Source organism: Streptomyces sp. NPDC002580 (assembly GCF_042889485.1).
Taxonomy (GTDB): Bacteria; Actinomycetota; Actinomycetes; order Streptomycetales; family Streptomycetaceae; genus Streptomyces.
The window spans coordinates 262,061-283,555 of sequence record NZ_JBIAQZ010000010.1 but is presented as its reverse complement, the minus strand read 5'-3'; the positions used below and the strand labels follow the sequence as shown (position 1 = coordinate 283,555).

The window sequence follows — 21,495 nt, the reverse complement described above, 5'->3', positions numbered from 1 at the left end:
CGCACCACCGGAGAACGCCGAGAGGCCGACCGCGAGGGGGTCCGGCACGAGCGGCCGGTCGCGGGCGGCCTCCAGGTCCGCTCGAGCGAGGTGGGTCAGAGGATCGCGCCGGGCGTGTAGCCCGCGGCCTCCGGGTGCTGCTTCACGATCTCCTCGACGCGGCCGACGACGACGGCCACCTGGTCGGCCGCGGCGCCCGTGAAGGACAGCTTGTCGGCCATCAGCTCGTCGAGCTGCGCGCGGTCCAGGGGGATCCGCTCGTCCGCGGCGAGCTTGTCGAGCAGCTCGTTGCGCTCGGCACCCTGCTCACGCATGGCGAGGGCCGAGGCGACCGCGTTCTCCTTGATCGCCTCGTGGGCGACCTCGCGGCCGACACCGGCGCGCACCGCGCCCATCAGGACCTTGGTCGTCGCGAGGAACGGCAGGTAGCGGTCCAGCTCGCGGGCGACGACGGCCGGGAAGGCACCGAACTCGTCGAGGACCGTCAGGAAGGTCTCCAGCAGACCGTCGAGCGCGAAGAACGCGTCCGGCAGCGCGACGCGGCGCACGACCGAGCACGACACGTCGCCCTCGTTCCACTGGTCGCCCGCCAGCTCGCCGGTCATCGACGCGTAGCCGCGCAGGATGACCATCAGGCCGTTGACACGCTCGCAGGAGCGGGTGTTCATCTTGTGCGGCATCGCGGAGGAACCGACCTGGCCGGGCTTGAAGCCCTCGGTGACCAGCTCGTGCCCGGCCATGAGCCGGATCGTCTTGGCCGTCGAGGACGGCGCGGCGGCCAGCTGCACCAGCGCGGTCACGACGTCGTAGTCGAGCGAGCGCGGGTAGACCTGGCCGACGGAGGTGAAGGCCTGCGAGAAGCCGAGGTGCCCGGCGATCCGCTGCTCCAGGTCGGCGAGCTTGGCCGCGTCCCCGCCCAGCAGGTCGAGCATGTCCTGGGCCGTGCCGACCGGGCCCTTGATGCCGCGCAGCGGGTAGCGGCCGAGGAGTTCCTCGAGGCGGCCGTACGCGACGAGCAGCTCGTCGGCGGCGGTCGCGAAACGCTTGCCCAGCGTGGTGGCCTGTGCGGCCACGTTGTGGGAGCGACCGGCGATGACCAGCTCGGCGTACTCGCCGGCGAGCTTGCCCAGGCGGGCGAGGACCGCGACCGTACGGTCGCGCGTCAGCTCGAGGGAGAGCCGGATCTGGAGCTGCTCGACGTTCTCGGTGAGGTCGCGCGACGTCATGCCCTTGTGCACGTGCTCGTGGCCGGCGAGGTCGTTGAACTCCTCGATCCGCGCCTTCACGTCGTGCCGGGTGATCTTCTCGCGCTCGGCGATGGAGGCGAGGTCGACCTGGTCGAGGACGCGCTCGTAGTCGGCGATGGCGGCGTCCGGCACCTCGATCCCGAGGTCCTTCTGGGCCCGCAGTACGGCGATCCAGAGCTGACGCTCCAGTTTCACCTTCTGCTCGGGGGACCAGAGCGTGGCGAGCTCGGCGGAGGCGTAGCGTCCGGCGAGAACGTTGGGGATACGGGGCTTTGCAGGCGCGGCAGTCACGTGTATGGAGCATACCGGCTGTCCGGCGCGGGTCCTGTTACGTCCGCCGCGACCCGGTCGCCCGGGCGGGCGGAGCGGCACCCCCCGGCGGACCGGGGTGTGCTGGAGAGGCGCGGGGACGGGCACCGGATGCCGCCGCGCGGGCGGGCACCACGGACCACGTCGTCGCTCCTGCCGTCCGCCGGTGGTCCCGGCGGAATGAAGCTCGACCTGCCTTGAACGGAAGTGAGTTGTCGCCCGTACTAGTGGATGGAGGTTCCGCTGGATCGATGGCGCACGGTCGTCGTCAGGACCCCGAACGCGGGGGGCGGCTCCCGTAGCCCGCCTGTGCGTGCGGATCGGGGTGGGACTGCTCGCTGCCGACCACAGCGCGCAGGCCCCCGTAGGTCTTCGAGGTGAACCGGTCGTGGGCGAGCGTGAGCTCCGCCGTGATCAGTTGGTTGCGCTCGTCGTTGACTTCCTCGATCTCCTGCATGAGCTGGGAGTTCTTGGCGCGCAGTGCCGAGTTCGCGTTCCGCGCCTCATCGAGGGCCCGGGCATGGCTCCCGAGTCTGATGGCTGTGGTGGTGGCCCGGCGGGCCATGGCTTTCTCTCGCTGGGACAGCTCCAGCTCGCGCTTGTGCATGTCCAGTTCGAGACGTCTGCGGTGTTCCGCCAGGACGCCGAGGTCATGTCGTGTGCGGGCGTCGACCTGCTCGACCGTGTGACGCAGCAGGGTTGCCAGCACCCCTGCCACCCCCATGGTCAACAGGCCGACCCCGACTGCCGCCAACTCCCATGCATGGTGCCAGACGCCTACGCCCACGAATGTCCAGCCGGCTGTGCAGCTGGCGGTGGACGCGAATGCCAGTCTGTACGCCACGTTTTTTTACCCCCTTGCAGTGGCCCCCCGGTTGTCGTCGGCATCGAGATCCTTCTGGAGCTCGATCGCTTGGACGATGTTCCCGCTGAGCAGTGTGCGGATTCTGAGGTCAGTGATGCCCCACGCGTCCATTGCCTCCTCCGGGGTGAGTGTTACTGAGGCTACCCTCCGTACCGAAGGCTGAGGCCCTTGTTCCGGGGGAAGCATCCCGCTGTTGACCAACATCTCCCGCTGGTCGAGGCCCAGCACCGACGCCCAGGTCGTCAGCTGCGAGGGCAGGGGGAGGGTCTTGCCCTCCAGTGTTCTGCTGATCGTCGTCAGGCTCACTCCGATCGAGATGGCCAGCTGAGCCCGGCCACCGGCTCGTGGGCGCACGTCGTACCCGGCCGCTGTCGCGGCATTCGTGAGGTACTCGCCGACCCTTCTTGCGAGAGCTTGTCGCTCACCGCGGGACTCGTGGGGGGACTCTTCCATGCTCCGCATGCCCGGAGAGTAGCGCGCGTGTATGCAACTTGCACGCGACTTGCATGCGTGCATCTTCGCAGGTCAACCGACGTTTGAGTGTCGTGGCAGGCCAAGGGGGACGCCTCGCACTCCAGTTCCCCACAAAAAGTCTCGCCGTGATACCGGCGAAGCAACTTGCGTACGTGTACGCAAGTTGCATATGTTGCATGACTGTGAGTTAGTCGCACGTATGCAAGTCCCTTTGAGGGGACCCTATTTGCACCGCCTCGACGTCAGCTCGTCCACGCTCCGGAGCTGCGAGGCATCTGCGGGGGACGCCTCGAAACCCTCAGGAAACGACGATCCGGTCATCCGGCGCCCGAGGCCGGCCTTGGCCGGAGCGGACCGTCGCAGCACCTGCCCGCCACAGTTCATCCACTCATGAACGGAGTAGGCCTTGATCGCCGAGGCTAACGCCGCCACACCGCGGTTCGACACGAGAGAACCGGCCCTTATCGCCCGCGCACTCGCGGGTGACCGGGACGCGTTCGGGGAGCTCTACGCTCTGCACCACCCCGCGGTCCTGGCCTACGTGCAGCGCCGCGTACGCAATCGGCAGGTCGCCGAGGACATCACCGGCGAGACCTTTCTCAACGCCTGGATGAAACGCGGCACTTTTACCTATCGCGGCATCGGCTTCGCCGGCTGGCTGATCACCATTGCCCGGAACAAGGTCATCGACCACTGCAAGAGCGCGCAGCGCCGGGAGTTCGTCGTCGAGGACATGCTCGGCTTCGACGAGGACCTCACCGTCAGTACCGAGGACACCGTACTCACCGGTCTGGACGAGGAGTTGCTGCGTCAGGCCCTCGAACAACTGCGACCGCCCCAACGCGAAGTGCTCACGCGCCGCTTCCTGATGGAGTTCTCGGTGCTCGAGACGGCACGGCAGATGGAACGGAGCGAAGGGGCCGTGAAGACCCTGCAGTTCAGGGCCCTGGCCAAGCTGCGCAGCGAGTACCTGGGGGTGGCGGCATGACCACCATGCCCAGGATCCCCACCGCGGTCGAAACGCACCTCGCCGAGCAACTCGGCGCCTTCGCGCGGGAGTTCGTCGCCGAACTGGAGGCGCAGGGGCGCCTGGTGGAGGTGGGCGGCGCCAGGGTCCTGGAACGCCTGCGGACCCAGGTCGAGACCTGGCAGAACTGCCCGGAGGCCTACCACGCGGCCGTCGACACGATCGTCGAGGACTGCGGTTACCCGAGCGAGGTCGCGATGCGGATCGCCACCGCGCTCAACCGCAAGGGGCTGATCCCCGGCGGCCAGGACCCCGAACCTGCCTCCGAGTCCGCCCCCGGCCCTGCCCCCGAGCCCGCTCCTGGCCCGGAGCCCGCCTCCGAGTCCGACCCTGAGAACGCCCGTGACCACGACCACGCCCGCGACCACGAGCCCGAGTCCGAGCCCGAGTCCGGACTCGGTTCCGCCCGCGAGCACGAGTCCGAGTCCGGACCCGGTTTCCACCACGACCGCGACCACGAGCCTGGGCGCGGCCGTGCTCCGGCCTCCTCGCCGAACCGGACGGGGCCGCAGCCCGTCCTCGAGGACCCCGAGCCGCGGCACGACCGTGCCCCCGCGTCCTCGTCGCTCGTGCCGGCCGCACGCGGAGCGATCGTGCTGCACCTCGCCGACCGCGGTGCCGGACGGCCCATGGCGGAGCACGGGGCGGCTCCGGTGCCCCGGCGCGTCGACGGTCAGGTTCCGCGGGTGCGTCCGGCCGCCGCGCGCACCCGCGCCATCGGGTGGGGCAGCTCCTCCGCCCGCGCGGTCTCCGTCGCGGCGGCCCTGCAGTCGGACCACCTCGCGCGCCTCGAAGCCATGCAGATCGGCGCGGACGGCGAGCGGGTGACCGTGGCCATCAAGGCCACCTGCCTGGCCGACTGGGAATACTGGCTCGACGCGATCGGGGCCGCTCGCAACGTGCGGACCAGGACGGCCGGGCACGCCCAGGTGGCCGCGGGAACCCTGGACGGAGTCGCCGTCCACCTCACCGCGCACGGTGTCCCCGAACTCCTCCAGGAAGCGAGCGACGCCGCCGTCGACCCGTTCTACCTCTGGGGACGCATCTACGACCTGGGCATGGGGCAGATCGACCGGGCCGACCGCATCTGGCTGACGCTCGGCCGGCGACAGGACGAGCGCGGGATGCCCCTGCTGGTCCTGCGGGGCACGGACGGTCCCCCGTATCCGCTGGCTTCGATCGTGATGGCGCACGGTCCGCTGACGGCCACCCCCCTTCCGTCCGGGCTTCCGAGGGACGGGACGGGCGGGGAGTGCGCGTGACGACCCCCGGGGGCAGAGGGCGTGACGACCGCCGGGGACACCGCTTCGGATGGCTGTTTCTCACCCGTGCCACCCCTCGTCCCTGCACGAGGCGAACCGAGGCCACGCGTCCACGGAGGCTCCGGGGAGGCGTACTGCAGCTGGCCCAGAACGACCCTGATCGGTAGTAGGCGCGGCCGCTCCGCGTGGCCGGTTTTCCACCCTCCGCCGGTTCGCCGCCGGGGTGCCGATGGGGCACATCGGCCCTGATCCGTCCACCGATGGTGCGACCGTGCGAAAAGGTACGCGCGCGCCTTTGCCCCGGCCACGCGTGCGAGCCGGTTCCAGGAGTCCCCTCCACGGTGCTTCGGGGCGTACTTCTCAGGCCAAGGCATGAGTGCTTTGATGTTGATCCAGGCCGGGATTCCCGGCTGGCCTGTTTACTTGCCATCCACTCAAGGGTGGTAAGACGGCTCCTCTCCATGCTCCGCAAAGCTGGAGGGGCCGTCTGCTGGGCCCGGCGCACGTGCCGGGCCCAGCCGTTGTTCCGGGGAGTGCGGGTGAGCGCATCAGCGGCATTCCCGCGCTGCCAAGCGCCCCCTGTGCGCCCTGTGGCGGCCTGGGAACGGACCGGTAGCGTCTTCTTTCATGCGGAGCATGGGCCGCCGTGTCACTCGCGAGAGGGACACGGCGGAAGCCGTCCCGCCGGCGCCCCCGATCCCTGTGATCACGGAGCGCCCTCTCCCCGGCAGGCACCCGAGCGGGGTCCGGGTACCGGGAGCCGAGCGGCGGACGACGGACTCAGCCGCCGTGCCCTTCCGTGACGGAACTCTCGTAGGGGAGCAGCTCCGGTCGTTTCGCCGGACGTCCGTCGCCGGACGAGCGTCCCGTGAGCCGCCGCCCGATCCACGGCAGCAGATGCTTCCGGGCGAAGCGCGCGTCGGCGGTACGGCGGGCGGCCCAGCCGGGCGGGGCCGTGGACGGCATCGGGGTGCGCCAGTCCGGGTCCTCGGCCTCGTACCCGAGGGCCTGCCACACGGCCTCGGCGACCCTGCGGTGCCCCTCGGCGGACAGGTGCAGCCGGTCCACGTCCCAGATGCGCGGGTCGGAGAGCGAAGGAGCCCCGTAGAGGTCGACGACCAGCGCGTCATGGCGCTTCGCGAGATCGTCGACGACGGTGAAGAGCTCCTCCATGCGCGGCCGGAAGCGCTCGAGGACCGGACCGTTGCGGCCGGGGCTGCGCATCAGGACGAGCCGTTCGCAGGCGGGGGCGAGCCGTTCCACCGCCTCCTCCAGGAGACCGCGGACGCGGCCCATGTCGACCTTGGGCCGCAGGGTGTCGTTGAGGCCGCCGACCAAAGTGATCACGTCGGGCCGCATGGCGGCGGCCACGTCCACCTGCTCGGCGACGATCTGGCCGATCAGTTTGCCGCGAACGGCGAGGTTGGCGTAGCGGAAACCGGACGTACGGGCCGCCATCCGGTCCGCGAGGATGTCCGCCCATCCTCGGTACGAGCCGTCGGGCAACACGTCCGACATGCCCTCGGTGAAGGAGTCGCCGACCGCGACAAGGCTGGTGTAGGTGGCATTCGTCTGCATGGCGGAAAAGATGGTAACCCGAACACATACTTGTCGGTCGGTCGGGCTCGTTCACCGGAGGGCCGGCCGCTCCCCTCCGTGTCCGCGCGGAGGGGAGCGGTCCTACGCCGGCTGCCCGAACAGTTCCCTCAGGACGTCCTCCATCGTCACCAGCCCCGTGAGCCGTCCGTCGCTGCCCATGACGGCCGCGAGATGCGTACGGCCGCGGCGCATCGCCGTCAGGACGTCGTCCAGCGGGGTGCTCTCCCGGACCCGGGCGATGGTCCGCATGTCCTCCACGCGGAACGGAAGCTCACGGGGAACGGCGTCCAGAGCGTCCTTGACGTGCAGATATCCGACGATGCGGCGGCCCTCGTCGACGACCGGGAAGCGGGAGAAGCCCGACTCGGCCGACAGCCGCTCCAGCTCCTCCGGAGTGACGCCCACGCGCGCGTAGACGACGCGTTCCACCGGGAGCACGACGTCGTGCACGGGCCGGCGGCCCAGCTCCAGGACGTCGTGGAGCCGCTCCTGGGCGCGGTGGTCGATGAGACCCGCCGCGCTGGAGTCCTGGACGAGCCGGGCCAGCTCGTCGTCGGAGAAGGTCGCCGAGACCTCGTCCTTCGTCTCCACCCGCAGGAGTTTCAGCAGGGCGTTGGCGAAGGCGTTGACCGTGAAGATCACCGGGCGCAGCGCGCGGGAGAGGGCGACGAGCGGCGGCCCCAGCACCAGCGCGGTACGGACGGGCTCCGCGAGCGCGATGTTCTTCGGCACCATCTCGCCGAGCAGCATGTGCAGATACGTCGCCAGGGAGAGCGCGACGACGAAGGAGACCGCGTGCCCCGCGCCGGAGGGGACGCCCATCGCGTGGAACAGCGGCTCCAGCAGGTGCGCGATCGCGGGCTCGGCCACGATGCCCAGGACCAGGGTGCACAGCGTGATGCCCAGCTGTGCGGTCGCGAGCAGCGCCGAGACGTGTTCGAGGCCCCAGAGCACACTGCGCGCCCGCCGGTCGCCCCGCTCGGCGTGCGGTTCGATCTGACTGCGGCGCACCGAGATCAGCCCGAACTCGGCGCCCACGAAGAACGCGTTCACGACGAGCGTCGCGAGCCCGATCAGCAGCTGTACGACGGTCATCGCGTGCCCTCCTCGGCATCGTGCGGCGCGTGCAGCAGGACGCGTGCGGCCCTGCGCCCCGAGGCGTCCACCACGTCCAGCCGCCATCCGGAGACCTCGACGGTGTCGGCTTCGGCGGGGATGCGGCCGAGTTCGGCCGCGACGAAACCGGCCAGTGTCTCGTACGGTCCGTCCGGCACCCGCAGCCCGACGCGGGCCAGCTGGTCGGTGCGGGCGAATCCGTCGGCCGAGTACAGCGCCCTGCCCTCGTCGTCGGTGCCGGCCGCGGCGAGGTCGGACGTCTCGTGCGGGTCGTGCTCGTCCCGTACCTCGCCGACGACCTCCTCGACGATGTCCTCCAGCGTGGCGACCCCGGCCGTACCGCCGTACTCGTCGATGACCACGGCCATCGTGCGCCGGTCGGCCAGCCGGTCCAGCAACCGGTCGACGGTCAGCGATTCCGGGACGAGCAGCGGCTCGCGCATGATCTCTGAGACGCGGGTCTGCGTCCGGCTGTCGCCCGGCACCGACAGCACGTCCTTGATGTGCGCGACGCCGACGACCTCGTCGAGGGTCTCCTGGTAGACGGGGAAGCGGGACAGACCGGTCGCCCGGGTCGCGTTCGCCACGTCCTCGCAGGTCGCCAGGATGTCCAGCGCGATGACCTGCACGCGCGGTGTCATCACGTTCTCCGCGGTCAGGTCGGCGAGGTTCAGGGTGCGGACGAACAGCTCGGCGGTGTCCGCCTCCAGGGCGCCCTCCTTGGCGGAGTGCCGGGCGAGCGCCACCAGCTCCTGGGGGCCGCGGGCGGAGGCCAGCTCCTCGGCGGGTTCGAGGCCGAAGCGGCGTACGACGCGGTTCGCCGTGTCGTTGAGGTGCGCGATGAACGGGCGGAACGCGGCGCTGAACCAACGCTGCGGCGTCGCCACCCGTTTGGCCACGGCCAGCGGTGCGGAGATCGCCCAGTTCTTGGGCACCAGTTCGCCGACGACCATCAGGAAGATCGTCGAGAGTGCCGTGCCGATGACCAGGGCCACGGAGTTCGAGGCGGTCGCCGGGACGCCGATCGACTCGAGCGGGCCCGCGATCAGCTTGGCGATCGAGGACTCGGAGAGCATGCCGACGACCAGGTTGGTCACGGTGATGCCGAGTTGGGCGCCGGACAGCTGGAAGGTGAGGTTCCGTACGGCCTTGAGAGCGCCGGAGGCGCCCCGCTCGCCGCGTTCCACGGCACGCTCCAGCTCGCTGCGTTCGACCGTGGTCAGCGAGAACTCCGCCGCCACGAATCCGCCGCAGGCCAGCGACAGCAGGACCGCCACCAGCAGCAGGAACACTTCCGTCATCGGGTCACCTCCGTTCCATGATCGGACAGGGACGGGGGGATCGCGCGATGTCCGTCGCGACCGTGGGGATCACGGCCGCGGCTACTGGGAGGCTCGCCCATGGGCGGACGCTCACACCTTTCATCGAAGGGTCGATCGGTCCACCAAGGGTAAAGGACGGGCAAAGGCGGTTCCTCGGCGGCCTCCCCGGCGCCTGTACCGAGGAGGACCGGGCCCCTGCCGTCGCCTTCCCGCCGGCCCCTCCGGGCGACGACGGGACGGTGACGACCCGTCCTAGTCGGTGAGCGGCTTCACCCAGCGCCGCCACTGTTCCTCCGGCGCGTACCCGGCGGCCCGCCATGCGTGGTGGGCGTCCTCGTTCCGGCGCAGCACCATGGCGTCCCCGCGCCGCCCGCCGAGTCGTACGAAGCGTTCCTCGGCGGCGGCGAGCAGGGCCGAGCCGATGCCGAGGCGACGGTGCCCGGGATGGACCGCCAGCCGGTACAGGTGGCAGCGCCAGCCGTCGAACCCCGCGATCACCGTGCCGGCCAACTCGCCGTCCCGCTCCGCCAGGATCAGGGCCTCCGGGTCGCGGTCGACCAGTCGTTCCACGCCTCCCCGGTCGTCACTGATGCTCGTGCCCTCGGCGGCCACTTTCCAGAAGGCGAGCACGCCGTCGAGGTCGTCGGGCCGCGCGGCCCGTATCCGCAAGTCGGTCATGATCCGATCCCATCACACGGGTCGGCCGCGGGTGCCGGGTTTCATCATGCGGACGGTCATCGGCGGGCAGGTGCGCCCCGGGGCCCGTCTCGGCGATCGGGGTCGGCGCCGGGCCGGGCGGAGCGGCGCCCGTGGAGAACGGGCGCCGCGTGAACGTTCCGCCCCGGCCGGTGACTCGCCCCGCCCCGCCCCGCCCCGGCGGGGACGGGGCGGGCCGGTCACTCGTGCGCGATGGCCGCGAGCACGTTCATGCGCGACGCGCGCAGCGCGGGAAGGAGCGCCGCGACGATGCCGACGACGGCCGAACCGATCACGACCGCCACGATCGTCGTCCAGGGGATCGCGAGCGCCTTCATGCCCTGCAGCGCGAGCACCTGCTGGACGCAGACGCCCCAGACGAGCCCCAGCGCCAGTCCGAGGACGGCGCCGAACACGGCGATCACCACCGACTCCAGGCGGATCATCCGGCGCAGCTGGCGCCGGCCGAGGCCGATCGCGCGGAGCAGTCCGATCTCGCGGGTGCGCTCCACCACGGACAGCGCGAGGGTGTTCACCACGCCGAGCACCGCGATGACGATCGCCAGTCCGAGCAGCGCGTACACGAGATAGAGCAGCACGGCGATCTGGTCGTGGACGAGCTTCTTGTAGTCGGCCTGGTCGCGGACCTTGACCTGGGGGAACGGCTCCAGGGTCTTCTCCAGCCGCGGGCGCAACCGGTCCGGGGCGGTGCCCGGAGCCGCGTTCACGTAGAGGGCGGTGTCCTGTCCGCCGGGCACGAACTTCTCGATCGTGCCGAACCCGATGACGAGCCCGCCCTGCATCCCGAACCCGTCGCCGCCGTCCTGGTCGGTGAGCGCGCCCACCGTCAGTTCGGTCCTGCGTCCGGCGGGGAACTCGACGGGGATCGTGCTGCCGATCCGCACGTCGTGGTCCTCGGCGAACTTCGCGTCCATGGCGATGTGACCGTCGGCCAGAGCCGCCGCCGTGTCGCCCCGCGCGTACGTGATGTGGGCGACGTCGTCGAGCCGCGCGTCGTAGGCCGAGGCCGCCGACTCGATCCGCTTGCCGTCCGGCAGCCGTACCGCGACCGGGGTGAAGCGCTGACGGACGACGAGCCCGACACCCTCGGTGGAACGCACGCCGTCCGTCAGTTCCTTGGAGAACGGCACGAAGTTGTCGTTCTGGAGCACGAAGTCGGCGCCGAGCGTTTTGTCGATCTGCTCGTCGAAGGACTTGCTCATGGAGGCGCTGGCCACGGACATCCCGCCGACCAGGGCGAGTCCCACCATGAGCGCGGCGGCGGTGGCGCCCGTGCGCCGGGGGTTGCGCAGCGCGTTGCGCTGGCTCATCCGGCCCACCGGGCCGAAGAGCGCGGGGAACGCGCCGCCCAGGACCTGGATGACCGGCCGGACCAGCAGGGGCCCGGCGATCACCGTCGCGATCAGGGTCAGGACGACTCCGAGTCCCAGCAGGGACGCGGACGTCGAGGTCTTCGACGAGGCCGCGCATCCCGCGAGGGCCGCGGCCCCGGCCGCGCCGACGACACCGCCCACCACGGCCCGTACCCGCAACGGCCTGCCCACGCCCGCGACCTCGGCGTCCGCGAGGGCCGCCATGGGGGAGACGCCCGCCGCGCGCCTGGCCGGGAGATACGCGGCGACATAGGTGACGCCGACCCCGACGACGTACGCCGCCACGGGAGTCGCCCAGCCGATCGCCATCTCGGTCGACTTGAGGTTCATCCCGAACGCCGACATCAGCTTGATCAGCCCGATCGCCAGCCCGATCCCCGCCGCCAGCCCGAGGGTCGAACCGACCAGGCCGAGGAGCAGTGCCTCGGTGAGCACCGACCGGCGCACCTGGCGGCGGTCGGCGCCCAGCGCGCGCAACAGGCCGAGCTCCCGGGTGCGTTGGGCGATCAGCATGGAGAAGGTGTTGACGATGAGGAAAATGCCGACGAGCACGGCGATCCCGGCGAAGCCGAGCATCACGTACTTGATGACGTCGAGGAATCCGCCGAGCTGGGCGGCGGCCGACTCGGCCTGTTCCTCCGCCGTCTTCACGTCGTAGGACCTGGTGCCGAGTTCGGCGGAGACGCGCTTCTTGAGCTGATCGTCCCCGACACCCGGCGCGGCGTCCACGGAGATGCTCGTGGCGACGTCGGTGCCGCCGAGCAGCTTCTTCTGCGCGGTCGGGGTGTCGAGGAAGACCAGGGCCGCGCCCGGGTTCGTGGTGGTGAAGGTGGCGATCCCGACGATCCGCACCTGGAACGAGCCGGGTTGCGCCTGGACCGTCAGGGTGTCACCGATACCGAGGTGCTTCTTGTCGGCCGTGTCGGCGTCCAGCAGCGCCTCCCCGTCGCCCCGCGGCTCGTGCCCGGAGGTCAGCTTCACCGGACTGCGTTCGGTGATCTCCCAGTTGTTGACGATGGTGGGGGCGCCGGTCGTCGGTCCGACCGACTCGTTCTCGCTGTCGACCACCGGGGCGTTCTCCACCGACACGTCCACGTGGGTGGCGGCGACTCCGTCGACCGCGGCGATCCGGCCGGCGACCGAGGCGGGGACGGTCTCGGTGGCGCCGGTCGGCAGTTGCGAGTTCAGGTCGTTCTTCGGCTCCACCGTCAGATCGGCCGACGTGGAGGCGAAGAGCCGGTCGAACGTGCGGGTCACGGTGTCCGAGAAGATGAGACTGCCCGCGACGAAGGCCACGGACAGCACGATGGCCAGTGCCGAGAGCAGCAGCCGTCCCTTGTGCGCGAGGAAACTTCGCAGTGTCGCCTTGAGCACGACCGCCTCAGTCCTTGTCGGGGGTTACGGAACCGGGGGCGGAGTCGCCGGGAGCCGCGCCAGCGACGGGGGCCGTTCCCTCCGCCCCCTCGGCAGGCGCGACGCCGTCGGAGTCGGCGCCGGACGCCGTGTCACCGGCCTTGCCGCGTCCGCCGTCGAAGGTCACCCGGGTCGTGTCGAAGCGCTTCATCCGCTCCAGCACGGCCTCCGCGCTGGGCCGCTCCATCTCGTCCACGATGCGCCCGTCCGCGAGGAAGAGAACGAGGTCGGAGTGGGCGGCGGCGCCGGGATCGTGCGTGACCATGACGACGGTCTGGCCCAGCGCGTCGACGGCCTCGCGCAGGAAGCCGAGAACCTCGAGCCCCGCCCGGGAGTCCAGGTTGCCGGTGGGCTCGTCCGCGAAGATCAGTTCGGGCCGGGAGGCGAGCGCCCTGGCACAGGCGACGCGTTGCTGCTGGCCCCCGGACAACTGGGCGGGCCGGTGCTTCAGCCGGTCGCGCAGCCCGAGGGTGTCGATGACCTGGTCCAGCCACTTCTGGTCGGGCTTCTGGCCGGCGATGTCCATGGGCAGCGTGATGTTCTCCGCCGCGTTCAGGGTGGGGATCAGGTTGAACGACTGGAACATGAAGCCGATCCGGTCCCGCCGCAGCCGGGTCAGTTCACGGTCCTTCAGGCCGGTGATCTCGGTGTCGCCCAGCCAGACCTGTCCGGCCGAGACGGTGTCGAGGCCCGCCAGGCAGTGCATGAGGGTGGACTTCCCGGAGCCCGAAGGGCCCATGACGGCGGTGAACCGGCCGCGCGCGATGTCCACGTCGACCCCGTCGAGGGCCAGCACGGCGGTCTCGCCGGAACCGTACGCCTTGGTCAGGCCGCGGGCGCGGGCGGCGATCCCGTCCCCCTCCGCGCGGCCGGGGAGATGCTCGGCAGCAGCTGTGGACAAGACCGCCTCCTGTGTGATGGACGTCCCGACTCCCTTGTCCCGCCCGAGCGTAGTGTGATCGGGGGCACACCCGGTATCCCCCCTGAGTGCCGGACGGCCTCCGTCTCAGGGTGTGTCCCTGATACCGATGTAAGGGGCACTCTCCACCGTGCTTCTCCATGGCGGTCTCCACCGTGCTGCTCGCCGGTGGGCGGTCCGAGGTGCGCCGGCCTCCTGGCCGGGAGCCCGCCCTTGCCGCCGCTAGTCGTTCCGCGCTAGCTTCGAAGGATGGCGAAGACTCAGCTGAACGTCCGGGTGGACGAGGGAACAGCGCGGGCCGCCAGGGAGCGAGCCCTGGAACGGGGGATGAGTGTGAACCGCTACATCGAGGAACTGGTCCGGCAGGACACCGGGGAGGTGGGCCACACGTTCGTGGAGGCCGCCGCCGATTTCATGAAGCAGTACGAGTCCGTCTTCGCCGAGGAGTTCGGCGCGGACCGTGAGGGAACCCGCGAAGGTCGTCGTTGATCCCTTGAGCAGTCTCAGAATCGATCTTGCCTGGCTTCTCATGATCGCCGAACAGAAGACACCCGGAGATCCCCAGGTCACCGACTGGGGAGCGCTCGTCGCCGCCGTCAGCCGGCATGAGGCGGAGATCTTCGGAATCCCCGTGTACGACAGTCCGCACGCCCGCGCCGCCGCGTTGCTCCAGCTCCTGCTGCACGTCCCGGCGCTCGAACGGTCCAACGCGATGTTCGCCTCGGCCGTCGCCTACGCCTACCTGGTCGCCAGCGGCCTGAAGGTCGTCACCTCGCCCGAACAGGTGCGGGAACTGGCCCGTCTGGTCAAGGGCGGCGAGGCCACCGTCCACGACATCACGCACGAACTGCGCCGCTGGAGCCTGTGACGTCGACCGGGGCCGCTCCGCCGGCCCGAGGGGCGAACCGTCCGCCCCTGCCGGACGCGACGGCCCGCGGTCAGCGCCGGGGCACGGCGCCGGCGGAAGGCCGGACATCCGGGCGCCGCTGGGGCACCCGGGTGTCCGGCGGTCCGGCTCAGCAGGGGAAGAAGACGCTCGTGTCGTTGGCGAACCGGGCGAACGCGGCCCGCGTGGCCGTGCCGGCGTCGCCGTCGATGCGGCCGTTGTAGTCCCAGCCGGACGCCAGCATGCGCTGCAGCGCCTTGACGGTGTTGGGGCCGGGGTCGCCGTCGATGCCGTCGTTGTAGTTCCAGTTCGCCTTGAGGAAGCGCTGGATGCCCTTCCAGCTGACGGTGCCGAGCTGCCCGTCGATGTTGCCGTGGTAGTCGGCGGCCGCGGAGCCGCGCATGAAGCACTGGACGTTCTTGGCCTGCTGGACGCTGAGGCCGAAGTTCTGCGTCGCGAGGACGCCGACACCCGCGGTCCGGACGCTCGCGGTGGGCGCTGAGGCCGCGACGCTCGTGCCCGCGGTCGCCAGTCCGCCGGCGGCGATCCCTGCCACGGCGACGGCACTGACCAGGGTCCTGACCAAGACGTTCGATCGCATGCGTTTCCCTCTCGGATCATCGGGCGTCAGCCGCTGCGGCCGACGCCCTGGTTGCGAACGAGACTGCGGGCCGGACGGCCGACACGGCCACAGTTGCCGCGAAAGTGACGGCGTCGTGGGACGTCCCGCCGGTTGACCTGCGGTGACGCCGTGCGCCGGGTCGGTGTGGCGGGACGCCCGCGGCGGGCGGTGGCCGGATCTGCGCCCGTGCGGGAAGTGCTTCAGGACGCGGGGAGTTGGCGCTGGTGCACAATGCCGCGGGGCCACGGGGACCATCGGCCAAGGCACATGACCGTGGAAGCGAGTGGGGGAACTTGTCGCGCTGGAAAGAGCTGCCCGCAGAACTGGATCCACGGGTAAGGCAGTTGGTGGTGCGACTCCGTTGGCTGAAGGACCGCGGCGAGCTGAGCGTGCCGCAACTGGCGGCGAAGACGGGGTACAGCCCGAAGTCGTGGGAACGGTACTTGGGCGGCCGCGCGCTGGCGCCCCCGGACGCGGTGGAGGCGCTGGCCCGGATCGGCGGCGACGATCCGACCCGGCTGCTCGCCCTGCGGGAGGTCGCCTCCGAGGTCTGGCGGAACAGGCGTGCCGGCGAGCCCTCGCCGGAGCCGGAACCACCCGAGCCGGAGATCCTTCTGTCGGGGGCAGCGGACCTGCCGCCGTACGGACGCGCACTGCGGCTCGCGGTCGTCGCCGGCTCGGTGGCCCTGGTACTGGCCGTCTCCTCGGCGGTGCTCGTGGCGGTACGGCTCGGTGACGGCCGCGGCAGGGCGACGGCGGCTCCGCCCGTCGCCTCGCCACCGACCCCGTCGGTGACACCCGCGTACAACTGCCGGGTGCGGCGCGGCGGCGGCGGCTGGTACGCGGGCAACAGCCGCACCACGGCCACGATCGTGGCGTACGGCAGTGCCGGACCGGAGGTGGCCGAGGTGCAGTGTCTGCTGCGCAGGGCGGGCATCTCGCCGGGGGGCATCGACGGGATGTTCGGTCCGCTGACGCGGAGCGCGGTCCTGGACTTCCAGAAGCGGGCGGACCTCGACGCGGACGCCGTCGTCGGGCCGCTCACCTGGCGGGCCCTGCGCGGATGACACCATCGCCGGAACACGCCCGACTCATCGCCGCGCTGGGGGAGTTGAGACAAGCCGCCCGCCTGAGCCTGGTGGGCCTCGCGGCGCGGACCGCGTTCAGCAAGTCGTCGTGGGAGCGCTACTTCAACGGCAGGACGCTGCCACCGCGCGCGGCGGTGCAGGACCTGTGCCGTCTCGCTGGCGAGCCGGCCGGCCGATGCCTGGCCCTGTGGGAGATCGCCGAGCCCGTGTGGAGCGGGCGCGGGGCGGAGGCGCCGCGACGGGACACACCTGTTCCGAGGCCGCAGCCTCCGGATCCGTCCCCGGCTCCTGAACCTGGGAGGACCGGGCGGCCCGGCGACCGGATCGCGACCTGCGTGGCCGTCCTCGCGTGCGTGTGCGCCGTGGCCGTCGGCGGTGTCGCGGTGGCGCTCCTGCTGCTGCCGCACCACCGCGACCGGCCGGCGGCGTCCGCACCCACGTCGGCATCCCCGTCCCCGTCCGGATCCGGGGCGTACTGCCGGGGGTCCGACTGCGAGGGAAGGAGCCCGATGGCCATGTACTGCGCCGCCGAGCCGGACACCCCGGCCCGGCACCGCATGGCGGGCGGAGCCTGGGTGGAACTGCGCTACAGCAAGGAGTGCAGGACCAGTTGGGCACGGACCTGGGGTACCCGGGTCGGGGACCGGATCGAGGTGCGCGCGGCCGGTACCGGCGGACGGGCCCGCGGCGCCGGGATCAAGGACGGCACCGACACCGACTCCTTCGTGTACACCCCCATGGTGGTGACCCGCCCCGGAACCCTCGTCCAGGCCTGCTTCCGGCGCGCGGCGAAGGAGGGCAAGCAGTGCTTCGAAGGCCGCGTGAACTAGGGGCGCGGCCCCGGATCGCTCCGGGGCCGCGATGCCCGGCACGGTGTCTCGCCGCGTTGCCGTGTCACCCGGGTACGCCCGGCGGGCCGGGTGCGCTCCGCCTCGCCGGACGCCGCGGCCCGGGCCTCGACGACGCGAACGGCATCGCCTAGTCGAGTGGTCGGTGGGCCGTGCCCAGGACGCAGTACGAGGTCGGCAGGCGCGGCCCCCTCTCGGGCATCAGCAACCGCCGGTAGGGGCCCAGTGCGAACCCCGCCTCCCGCAGGGCGCCGATCGGGTCACGGGCGACGTGACAGCCGCCGCACAACCGGGGCCACACCGTGGCGTCCAGGCCTCGCTGGACGGACCCCATCAGCCGTCCTCCGCCCCTGCCGTGCTCGAAGAACCGAACGGTGCCCCCGGGGCGCAGCACCCGCCGCACCTCGGCGAGCGCCCGGCGCACGTCCCGCACGCTGCACAGCACCAGCGACAGCACGGCCGCGTCGTACGCCTCGCTCTTGACCGGCAGCGCCTCCGCGGCCCCCGGCACCACATCGACGGGCACCTCGCAGCGCAGCGCCGCCTCCACCGCCAACTGCCGGAGCAGCCGCTCGGGTTCGATGGCGACGACCTCCGAGACGGTGCCCGGATAGTGCGCGAAGTTCAGGCCGTTGCCCGCGCCGATCTCGATGACCCGCCCGGAGAGCCCGGTGAGCAGCCGCTCGCGCACCCGGCCCATGCCCATCCGGGTCTCGGCGCCGGCGCTGACGCGGGCGTAGTAGCGGGCGAACACCGGATGGTGCACAGCCTCCGGAGCGACCGCGCCGGTGCGGGCCGACCGGATCGGGTTGAACGGCATGGCGGACCTCCCGGGAGACGGGACCTACCGGAATTGTCCCCCGGGCACGTACGCCGCACGCTCCGAGCACCGGGCGATCGAGGAGCGCGCCGTCGCCGATCCCCGGCAGACCCCCGGATCGCCGGTCGGCAGGCGGCCGGGCCACGCACGGGCACGCCGACGTGGCCGGGCCCCCGCCGGCCCGGCCGCAGGCGGCCGGGCCGGTTCGCCACGGGTCAGTCCGTCTGTGACGAGGCGAAGGCCTCGGCGTTCCAGCGGCCGCCCAACCGGTGGTCGAGCCAGCTCGGCGCTCCCGCGCGGAAGTCGGCCGGTGAGCGGGAACCCGCGCCCGCCGGTACCGCCCCCATCAGGGGAGCCCCGGACACCGCCGGGAGATCCGCGAGATTGCACCGCATCGCCAGATCCGGGGAGTCCGGCCAGCTGCCGATCACCACCCCGGCGAGGTCCAGCTCCCGGCGCCGCAGCTCACGAGCCGTCAGTTCCGTCATGTTGAGCGTCCCGAGCCCGGCCGAGGCGACGACCAGCACGGGCGCGTCGAGCAACCGGGCCGTGTCGGCCAGCGTCCCGTCCTCACCGTCGAACCGGACGAGCAGACCGCCGGCGCCCTCGACCAGCACCAGATCGTGCTCGGTGGCGAGCTTGGCCGCGGCCTCCGCCGCCAGCTCGGGGGACACCGGCGTCAGCCCGGCCCGACGGGCGGCCGTCGCCGGTGCCAACGGCTCCGGATAGCGGCCCAGTTCGAGCGTGGTGACGGCGCCCGCGAGCCGGGCCACCTCGTCCGCGTCGCCTCGCTCGCGCGGACCCACGCCCGTCTGCGCGGGTTTCAGGACGGCCACGGACCGCCCGGCCGCCAGGGCCGTGGCGGCGACGGCGGCCGTGACGATCGTCTTGCCGACCTCCGTGCCCGTCCCCGTGATCACCAGTACCGGCATCTCAGCCCTCCCGCGCCGCCGCGCACACCGCGCGCGTGATCCGTGCCAGATCCGTGTCGCCCGTGACGTACGGCGGCATCGTGTAGACGAGGTCGCGGAACGGCCGCAGCCACACGCCCTCGCGCACCGCGGCGGCCGTCGCCGCCCTCATGTCCACCTCGTGGTCGAGCTGGACGACCCCGATCGCGCCGAGCACCCGTACGTCCTTGACGCCCGGCAGGGCGGCGGCCTCCGCGAGACCGTCCCGCAGGCCCGTCCCGATCCGCTTCACCTCGGTCCGCCAGTCCTGGCCGAGCAGCAGGTCGAGGGACGCGCACGCCACCGCCGCGGCGAGCGGGTTTCCCATGAAGGTCGGGCCGTGCGCGAGCACCGGAACGTCGCCGCGCGAGATGCCGTCGGCCACCCGTGAGGTGCACAGCGTCGCCGCCATGGTCAGGTATCCGCCCGTCAGCGCCTTGCCGACGCACATCACGTCCGGGGTGACGCCCGCGTGGTCCGCCGCGAACAGCTCACCCGTACGGCCGAAGCCGGTGGCGATCTCGTCGAAGACCAGCAGCACGTCGTGCGCGTCGCACGCCTCGCGCAGCACCCGCAGGTACTCGGGGGAGTGGAAGCGCATTCCGCCCGCGCCCTGGACCACCGGCTCGACGATGACGGCGGCGAGCTCGTCGGCGTGGCGCCCGATCAGCTCGCGCAACCGGTCGGCGTACGACTCCTCGTACCCGGCAGGCGGCGCCTCGGCGAACACCTGGCGCTGGAGCACGCCCTGCCACAGCTCGTGCATCCCGCCCTCCGGGTCGCACACCGACATGGGCTGCCAGGTGTCCCCGTGATAGCCGCCCCGCCAGGTCAGCAGCCGCTGCTTGCCCGGCCGGCCGAGCGAACGCCAGTGCTGGAGGCACATCTTGACGGCGACCTCGACGGAGACCGAGCCGGAGTCGGCGAGGAAGACGTGCTCCAGCCCGGCCGGCGAGATGTCGACCAGCCGCTTCGCCAGCCGCACGGCGGGCTCGTGGGTGAGCCCGCCGAACATCACATGGCTCATGCGCTCCAGCTGGCCGCGCACCGCGTCGTTCAGGACGGGGTGGTTGTAGCCGTGGATCGCCGACCACCAGGACGACATTCCGTCGATCAGTTCGCCCGTGCCGTCGGCCATGCGCAGCCGGACCCCGCTCGCCGACTCCACGACCAGCGGCTCCTGGCGCCCGGGCATCGGCCCGTACGGATGCCAGACGTGCCGCCGGTCGAGGTCGAGCAGTTCCCGTACGGACAGGTCAGGCATTGGGCGCGAGGTCCGTCCCGGCGCCGCGGCGACGCACGGAGACCAGGTCGGTGCGGGCCCCGGCCGGAGCCTCGGCGTCCGTACCGGTCTCGGCGGGCACCTCGGCGGGCACCTCGGCGGCCGCCGGAGCGGAACCGCACACGCCGCCACCGGCGTGGGAGCCGCAGCCCCCGTTCCCGTGCGATCCGCAGCCGGCCTCCGCGTGCGACCCGCAGCCGGCGGCGACCGTCGAGCGGTGCTCCGGCAGGGTCACCTCCCCGGCGTTCTCCACCTCGAAGCCGGCGTCCGCGATCATCTCCAGGTCCGCCTTGCCCGCCTGGCCCTCGCTGGTGAGGTAGTCACCGAGGAAGATCGAGTTGGCGAGGTGCAGGGCGAGCGGCTGGAGGGTGCGCAGATGCACCTCGCGGCCTCCGGCGATGCGGACCTCGACGTCCGGGCAGACGAACCGGACCATGGCGAGGATGCGCAGACAGCGCTGCGGGGTGAGGTTCCACTCCTTGGCGAGCGGGGTGCCCTCGAAGGGGATCAGGAAATTCACCGGAACGGAGTCGGGGTCGAGCTCGCGCAGCGCGTACACGACGTCGATGAGGTCCTCGTCCGACTCGCCCATGCCCGCGATCAGACCCGAGCAGGCGGACAGCCCCGCCGCGTGCGCCTTCTGGACCGTGTCCACCCGGTCGGCGTACGTGTGGGTGGTCGTGATCTCCCCGTACGTCCCCTCGGACGTGTTCAGGTTGTGGTTGTACGCGTCCGCGCCCGCCTCGCGCAGCCTCTCGGCCTGGCCGTCGGAGAGCAGGCCGAGACAGGCGCAGACCTCGACGTTCTCGTTCTGGTCCTTGATCGCCTTGATGGTGTCGGAGACCCGGTCGACGTCACGGTCCGTCGGGCCGCGCCCGCTCGCCACCAGGCAGACCCGCTTGGCGCCCCCGGCCAGCCCGGCCGCCGCGGCCTTGGAGGCCTCGTCGGGCTTGAGCCAGGTGTACTTGAGGATCCCGGCCGTGGAGCCGAGGCGTTGCGAGCAGTACGAGCAGTCCTCCGGGCACAGGCCCGACTTGAGGTTGACGAGATAGTTCAGTTTCACCCGTCGGCCGAACCACTGCCGGCGTACTTTGCCGGCCGCGGCCACCACATCGAGCACGTCGTCGTCGGAGGTGGCCAGTACGGCCAGCGCCTCGTCGCGGGTCGGCAGCTCGCGCCGAAGCCCCTTGTCCACCAGCGTGTTCAGCAGGTCCATGAGGTCCGATCCTGGCCTATGCGACCGCTATCGGCCAAGGAGAGTTTGCACAACAGAGATGCTTCGACGTGTGGGTATTGCCACATCCTGGGCCGAAGCGCCGACCGCTAGGGTCTGTGCATTGCCTACAAAACACCCGC

General features: G+C 71.6%; 20 protein-coding genes. 6 read left to right on the top strand and 14 right to left on the bottom strand.

Features of this window, described 5'->3' with window-relative positions; translation table 11 throughout:
• Nucleotides 1-95 precede the first annotated feature (95 nt).
• The 3 genes from purB to ACFYW7_RS29350 form a co-directional block, all read right to left on the bottom strand.
• Nucleotides 96-1,538: an adenylosuccinate lyase gene (purB, locus tag ACFYW7_RS29360; protein WP_389507762.1), complete on the bottom strand. Its 1,443-nt coding sequence runs from the start codon at nucleotides 1,536-1,538 to the stop codon at nucleotides 96-98.
• 286 nt (nucleotides 1,539-1,824) lie between these two features.
• Nucleotides 1,825-2,310: a hypothetical protein gene (locus tag ACFYW7_RS29355; protein ID WP_389507759.1), complete on the bottom strand. Its 486-nt coding sequence runs from the start codon at nucleotides 2,308-2,310 to the stop codon at nucleotides 1,825-1,827.
• 96 nt (nucleotides 2,311-2,406) lie between these two features.
• Nucleotides 2,407-2,883 (bottom strand): transcriptional regulator, encoded by a 477-nt coding sequence (locus ACFYW7_RS29350; RefSeq protein ID WP_389507757.1) that lies wholly within the window; start codon nucleotides 2,881-2,883, stop codon nucleotides 2,407-2,409.
• A gap of 418 nt (nucleotides 2,884-3,301) precedes the next feature.
• Here ACFYW7_RS29350 and ACFYW7_RS29345 point away from each other — a divergent pair, with 418 nt between their 5' ends.
• Both ACFYW7_RS29345 and ACFYW7_RS29340 read left to right on the top strand, forming a co-directional pair.
• On the top strand, nucleotides 3,302-3,883 hold the full coding sequence (locus ACFYW7_RS29345; protein ID WP_389507755.1) for an RNA polymerase sigma factor: 582 nt from the start codon (nucleotides 3,302-3,304) through the stop codon (nucleotides 3,881-3,883).
• Nucleotides 3,880-5,184, top strand: coding sequence for a BN159_2729 family protein (locus ACFYW7_RS29340; protein ID WP_389507752.1), 1,305 nt, complete (start codon nucleotides 3,880-3,882; stop codon nucleotides 5,182-5,184). Before ACFYW7_RS29345 ends, ACFYW7_RS29340 begins: the two co-directional genes overlap by 4 nt.
• A gap of 780 nt (nucleotides 5,185-5,964) precedes the next feature.
• Here ACFYW7_RS29340 and ACFYW7_RS29335 read toward each other — a convergent pair.
• From ACFYW7_RS29335 to ACFYW7_RS29310, 6 genes are all read right to left on the bottom strand, one after another.
• Nucleotides 5,965-6,762, bottom strand: a complete 798-nt coding sequence (locus tag ACFYW7_RS29335; protein ID WP_389507749.1) for an SGNH/GDSL hydrolase family protein — start codon at nucleotides 6,760-6,762, stop codon at nucleotides 5,965-5,967.
• Nucleotides 6,763-6,864: 102 nt separating this feature from the next.
• Nucleotides 6,865-7,878 carry a hemolysin family protein gene (locus ACFYW7_RS29330; RefSeq protein WP_389507747.1) on the bottom strand — a complete coding sequence of 338 codons (1,014 nt, stop codon included), beginning with the start codon at nucleotides 7,876-7,878 and terminating at the stop codon, nucleotides 6,865-6,867.
• Nucleotides 7,875-9,200 (bottom strand): hemolysin family protein, encoded by a 1,326-nt coding sequence (locus ACFYW7_RS29325; RefSeq protein WP_389507745.1) that lies wholly within the window; start codon nucleotides 9,198-9,200, stop codon nucleotides 7,875-7,877. The genes ACFYW7_RS29330 and ACFYW7_RS29325 overlap by 4 nt, the downstream gene beginning before the upstream one ends.
• A 273-nt stretch (nucleotides 9,201-9,473) precedes the next feature.
• A complete protein-coding gene (locus ACFYW7_RS29320; protein ID WP_389507743.1) occupies nucleotides 9,474-9,899 on the bottom strand; it encodes a GNAT family N-acetyltransferase in 426 nt (141 codons plus the stop codon).
• 218 nt (nucleotides 9,900-10,117) lie between these two features.
• A complete protein-coding gene (locus ACFYW7_RS29315) occupies nucleotides 10,118-12,685 on the bottom strand; it encodes an ABC transporter permease (protein ID WP_389507741.1) in 2,568 nt (855 codons plus the stop codon).
• A 7-nt stretch (nucleotides 12,686-12,692) separates the two neighbouring features.
• Nucleotides 12,693-13,625, bottom strand: coding sequence for an ABC transporter ATP-binding protein (locus ACFYW7_RS29310; RefSeq protein ID WP_389507739.1), 933 nt, complete (start codon nucleotides 13,623-13,625; stop codon nucleotides 12,693-12,695).
• 267 nt (nucleotides 13,626-13,892) lie between these two features.
• On the opposite strand from ACFYW7_RS29310, the gene ACFYW7_RS29305 reads away from it, so the two are divergent.
• On the top strand, nucleotides 13,893-14,132 hold the full coding sequence (locus ACFYW7_RS29305) for a toxin-antitoxin system antitoxin component (RefSeq protein ID WP_028800409.1): 240 nt from the start codon (nucleotides 13,893-13,895) through the stop codon (nucleotides 14,130-14,132).
• A gap of 4 nt (nucleotides 14,133-14,136) precedes the next feature.
• Nucleotides 14,137-14,511 (top strand): fic family toxin-antitoxin system, toxin component, encoded by a 375-nt coding sequence (locus tag ACFYW7_RS29300; RefSeq protein ID WP_389507736.1) that lies wholly within the window; start codon nucleotides 14,137-14,139, stop codon nucleotides 14,509-14,511.
• 148 nt (nucleotides 14,512-14,659) lie between these two features.
• Here the strand turns inward: ACFYW7_RS29300 and ACFYW7_RS29295 are convergent, their stop codons facing one another.
• The gene (locus ACFYW7_RS29295; RefSeq protein WP_389507734.1) at nucleotides 14,660-15,130 is read right to left on the bottom strand and encodes a peptidoglycan-binding protein; all 471 of its coding nucleotides are present in this window, start codon (nucleotides 15,128-15,130) and stop codon (nucleotides 14,660-14,662) included.
• Nucleotides 15,131-15,495: 365 nt separating this feature from the next.
• On the opposite strand from ACFYW7_RS29295, the gene ACFYW7_RS29290 reads away from it, so the two are divergent.
• Both ACFYW7_RS29290 and ACFYW7_RS29285 read left to right on the top strand, forming a co-directional pair.
• Complete coding sequence (locus tag ACFYW7_RS29290) at nucleotides 15,496-16,218, top strand: peptidoglycan-binding protein (protein ID WP_389507987.1); 723 nt, start codon at nucleotides 15,496-15,498, stop codon at nucleotides 16,216-16,218.
• Nucleotides 16,215-17,069, top strand: a complete 855-nt coding sequence (locus tag ACFYW7_RS29285) for a DUF2690 domain-containing protein (RefSeq protein WP_389507732.1) — start codon at nucleotides 16,215-16,217, stop codon at nucleotides 17,067-17,069. The genes ACFYW7_RS29290 and ACFYW7_RS29285 overlap by 4 nt, the downstream gene beginning before the upstream one ends.
• A 148-nt stretch (nucleotides 17,070-17,217) precedes the next feature.
• Here ACFYW7_RS29285 and ACFYW7_RS29280 read toward each other — a convergent pair whose 3' ends face one another.
• The 4 genes from ACFYW7_RS29280 to bioB form a co-directional block, all read right to left on the bottom strand.
• On the bottom strand, nucleotides 17,218-17,907 hold the full coding sequence (locus ACFYW7_RS29280) for a class I SAM-dependent methyltransferase (protein WP_389507730.1): 690 nt from the start codon (nucleotides 17,905-17,907) through the stop codon (nucleotides 17,218-17,220).
• A gap of 215 nt (nucleotides 17,908-18,122) precedes the next feature.
• Nucleotides 18,123-18,839 (bottom strand): dethiobiotin synthase, encoded by a 717-nt coding sequence (gene bioD / locus ACFYW7_RS29275; RefSeq protein ID WP_389507728.1) that lies wholly within the window; start codon nucleotides 18,837-18,839, stop codon nucleotides 18,123-18,125.
• A gap of 1 nt (nucleotide 18,840) precedes the next feature.
• On the bottom strand, nucleotides 18,841-20,121 hold the full coding sequence (locus tag ACFYW7_RS29270; RefSeq protein WP_389507726.1) for an adenosylmethionine--8-amino-7-oxononanoate transaminase: 1,281 nt from the start codon (nucleotides 20,119-20,121) through the stop codon (nucleotides 18,841-18,843).
• Nucleotides 20,114-21,355, bottom strand: coding sequence for a biotin synthase BioB (gene bioB, locus ACFYW7_RS29265; protein ID WP_389507724.1), 1,242 nt, complete (start codon nucleotides 21,353-21,355; stop codon nucleotides 20,114-20,116). The genes ACFYW7_RS29270 and bioB overlap by 8 nt, the downstream gene beginning before the upstream one ends.
• Between the last annotated feature and the right edge of the window lie 140 nt (nucleotides 21,356-21,495).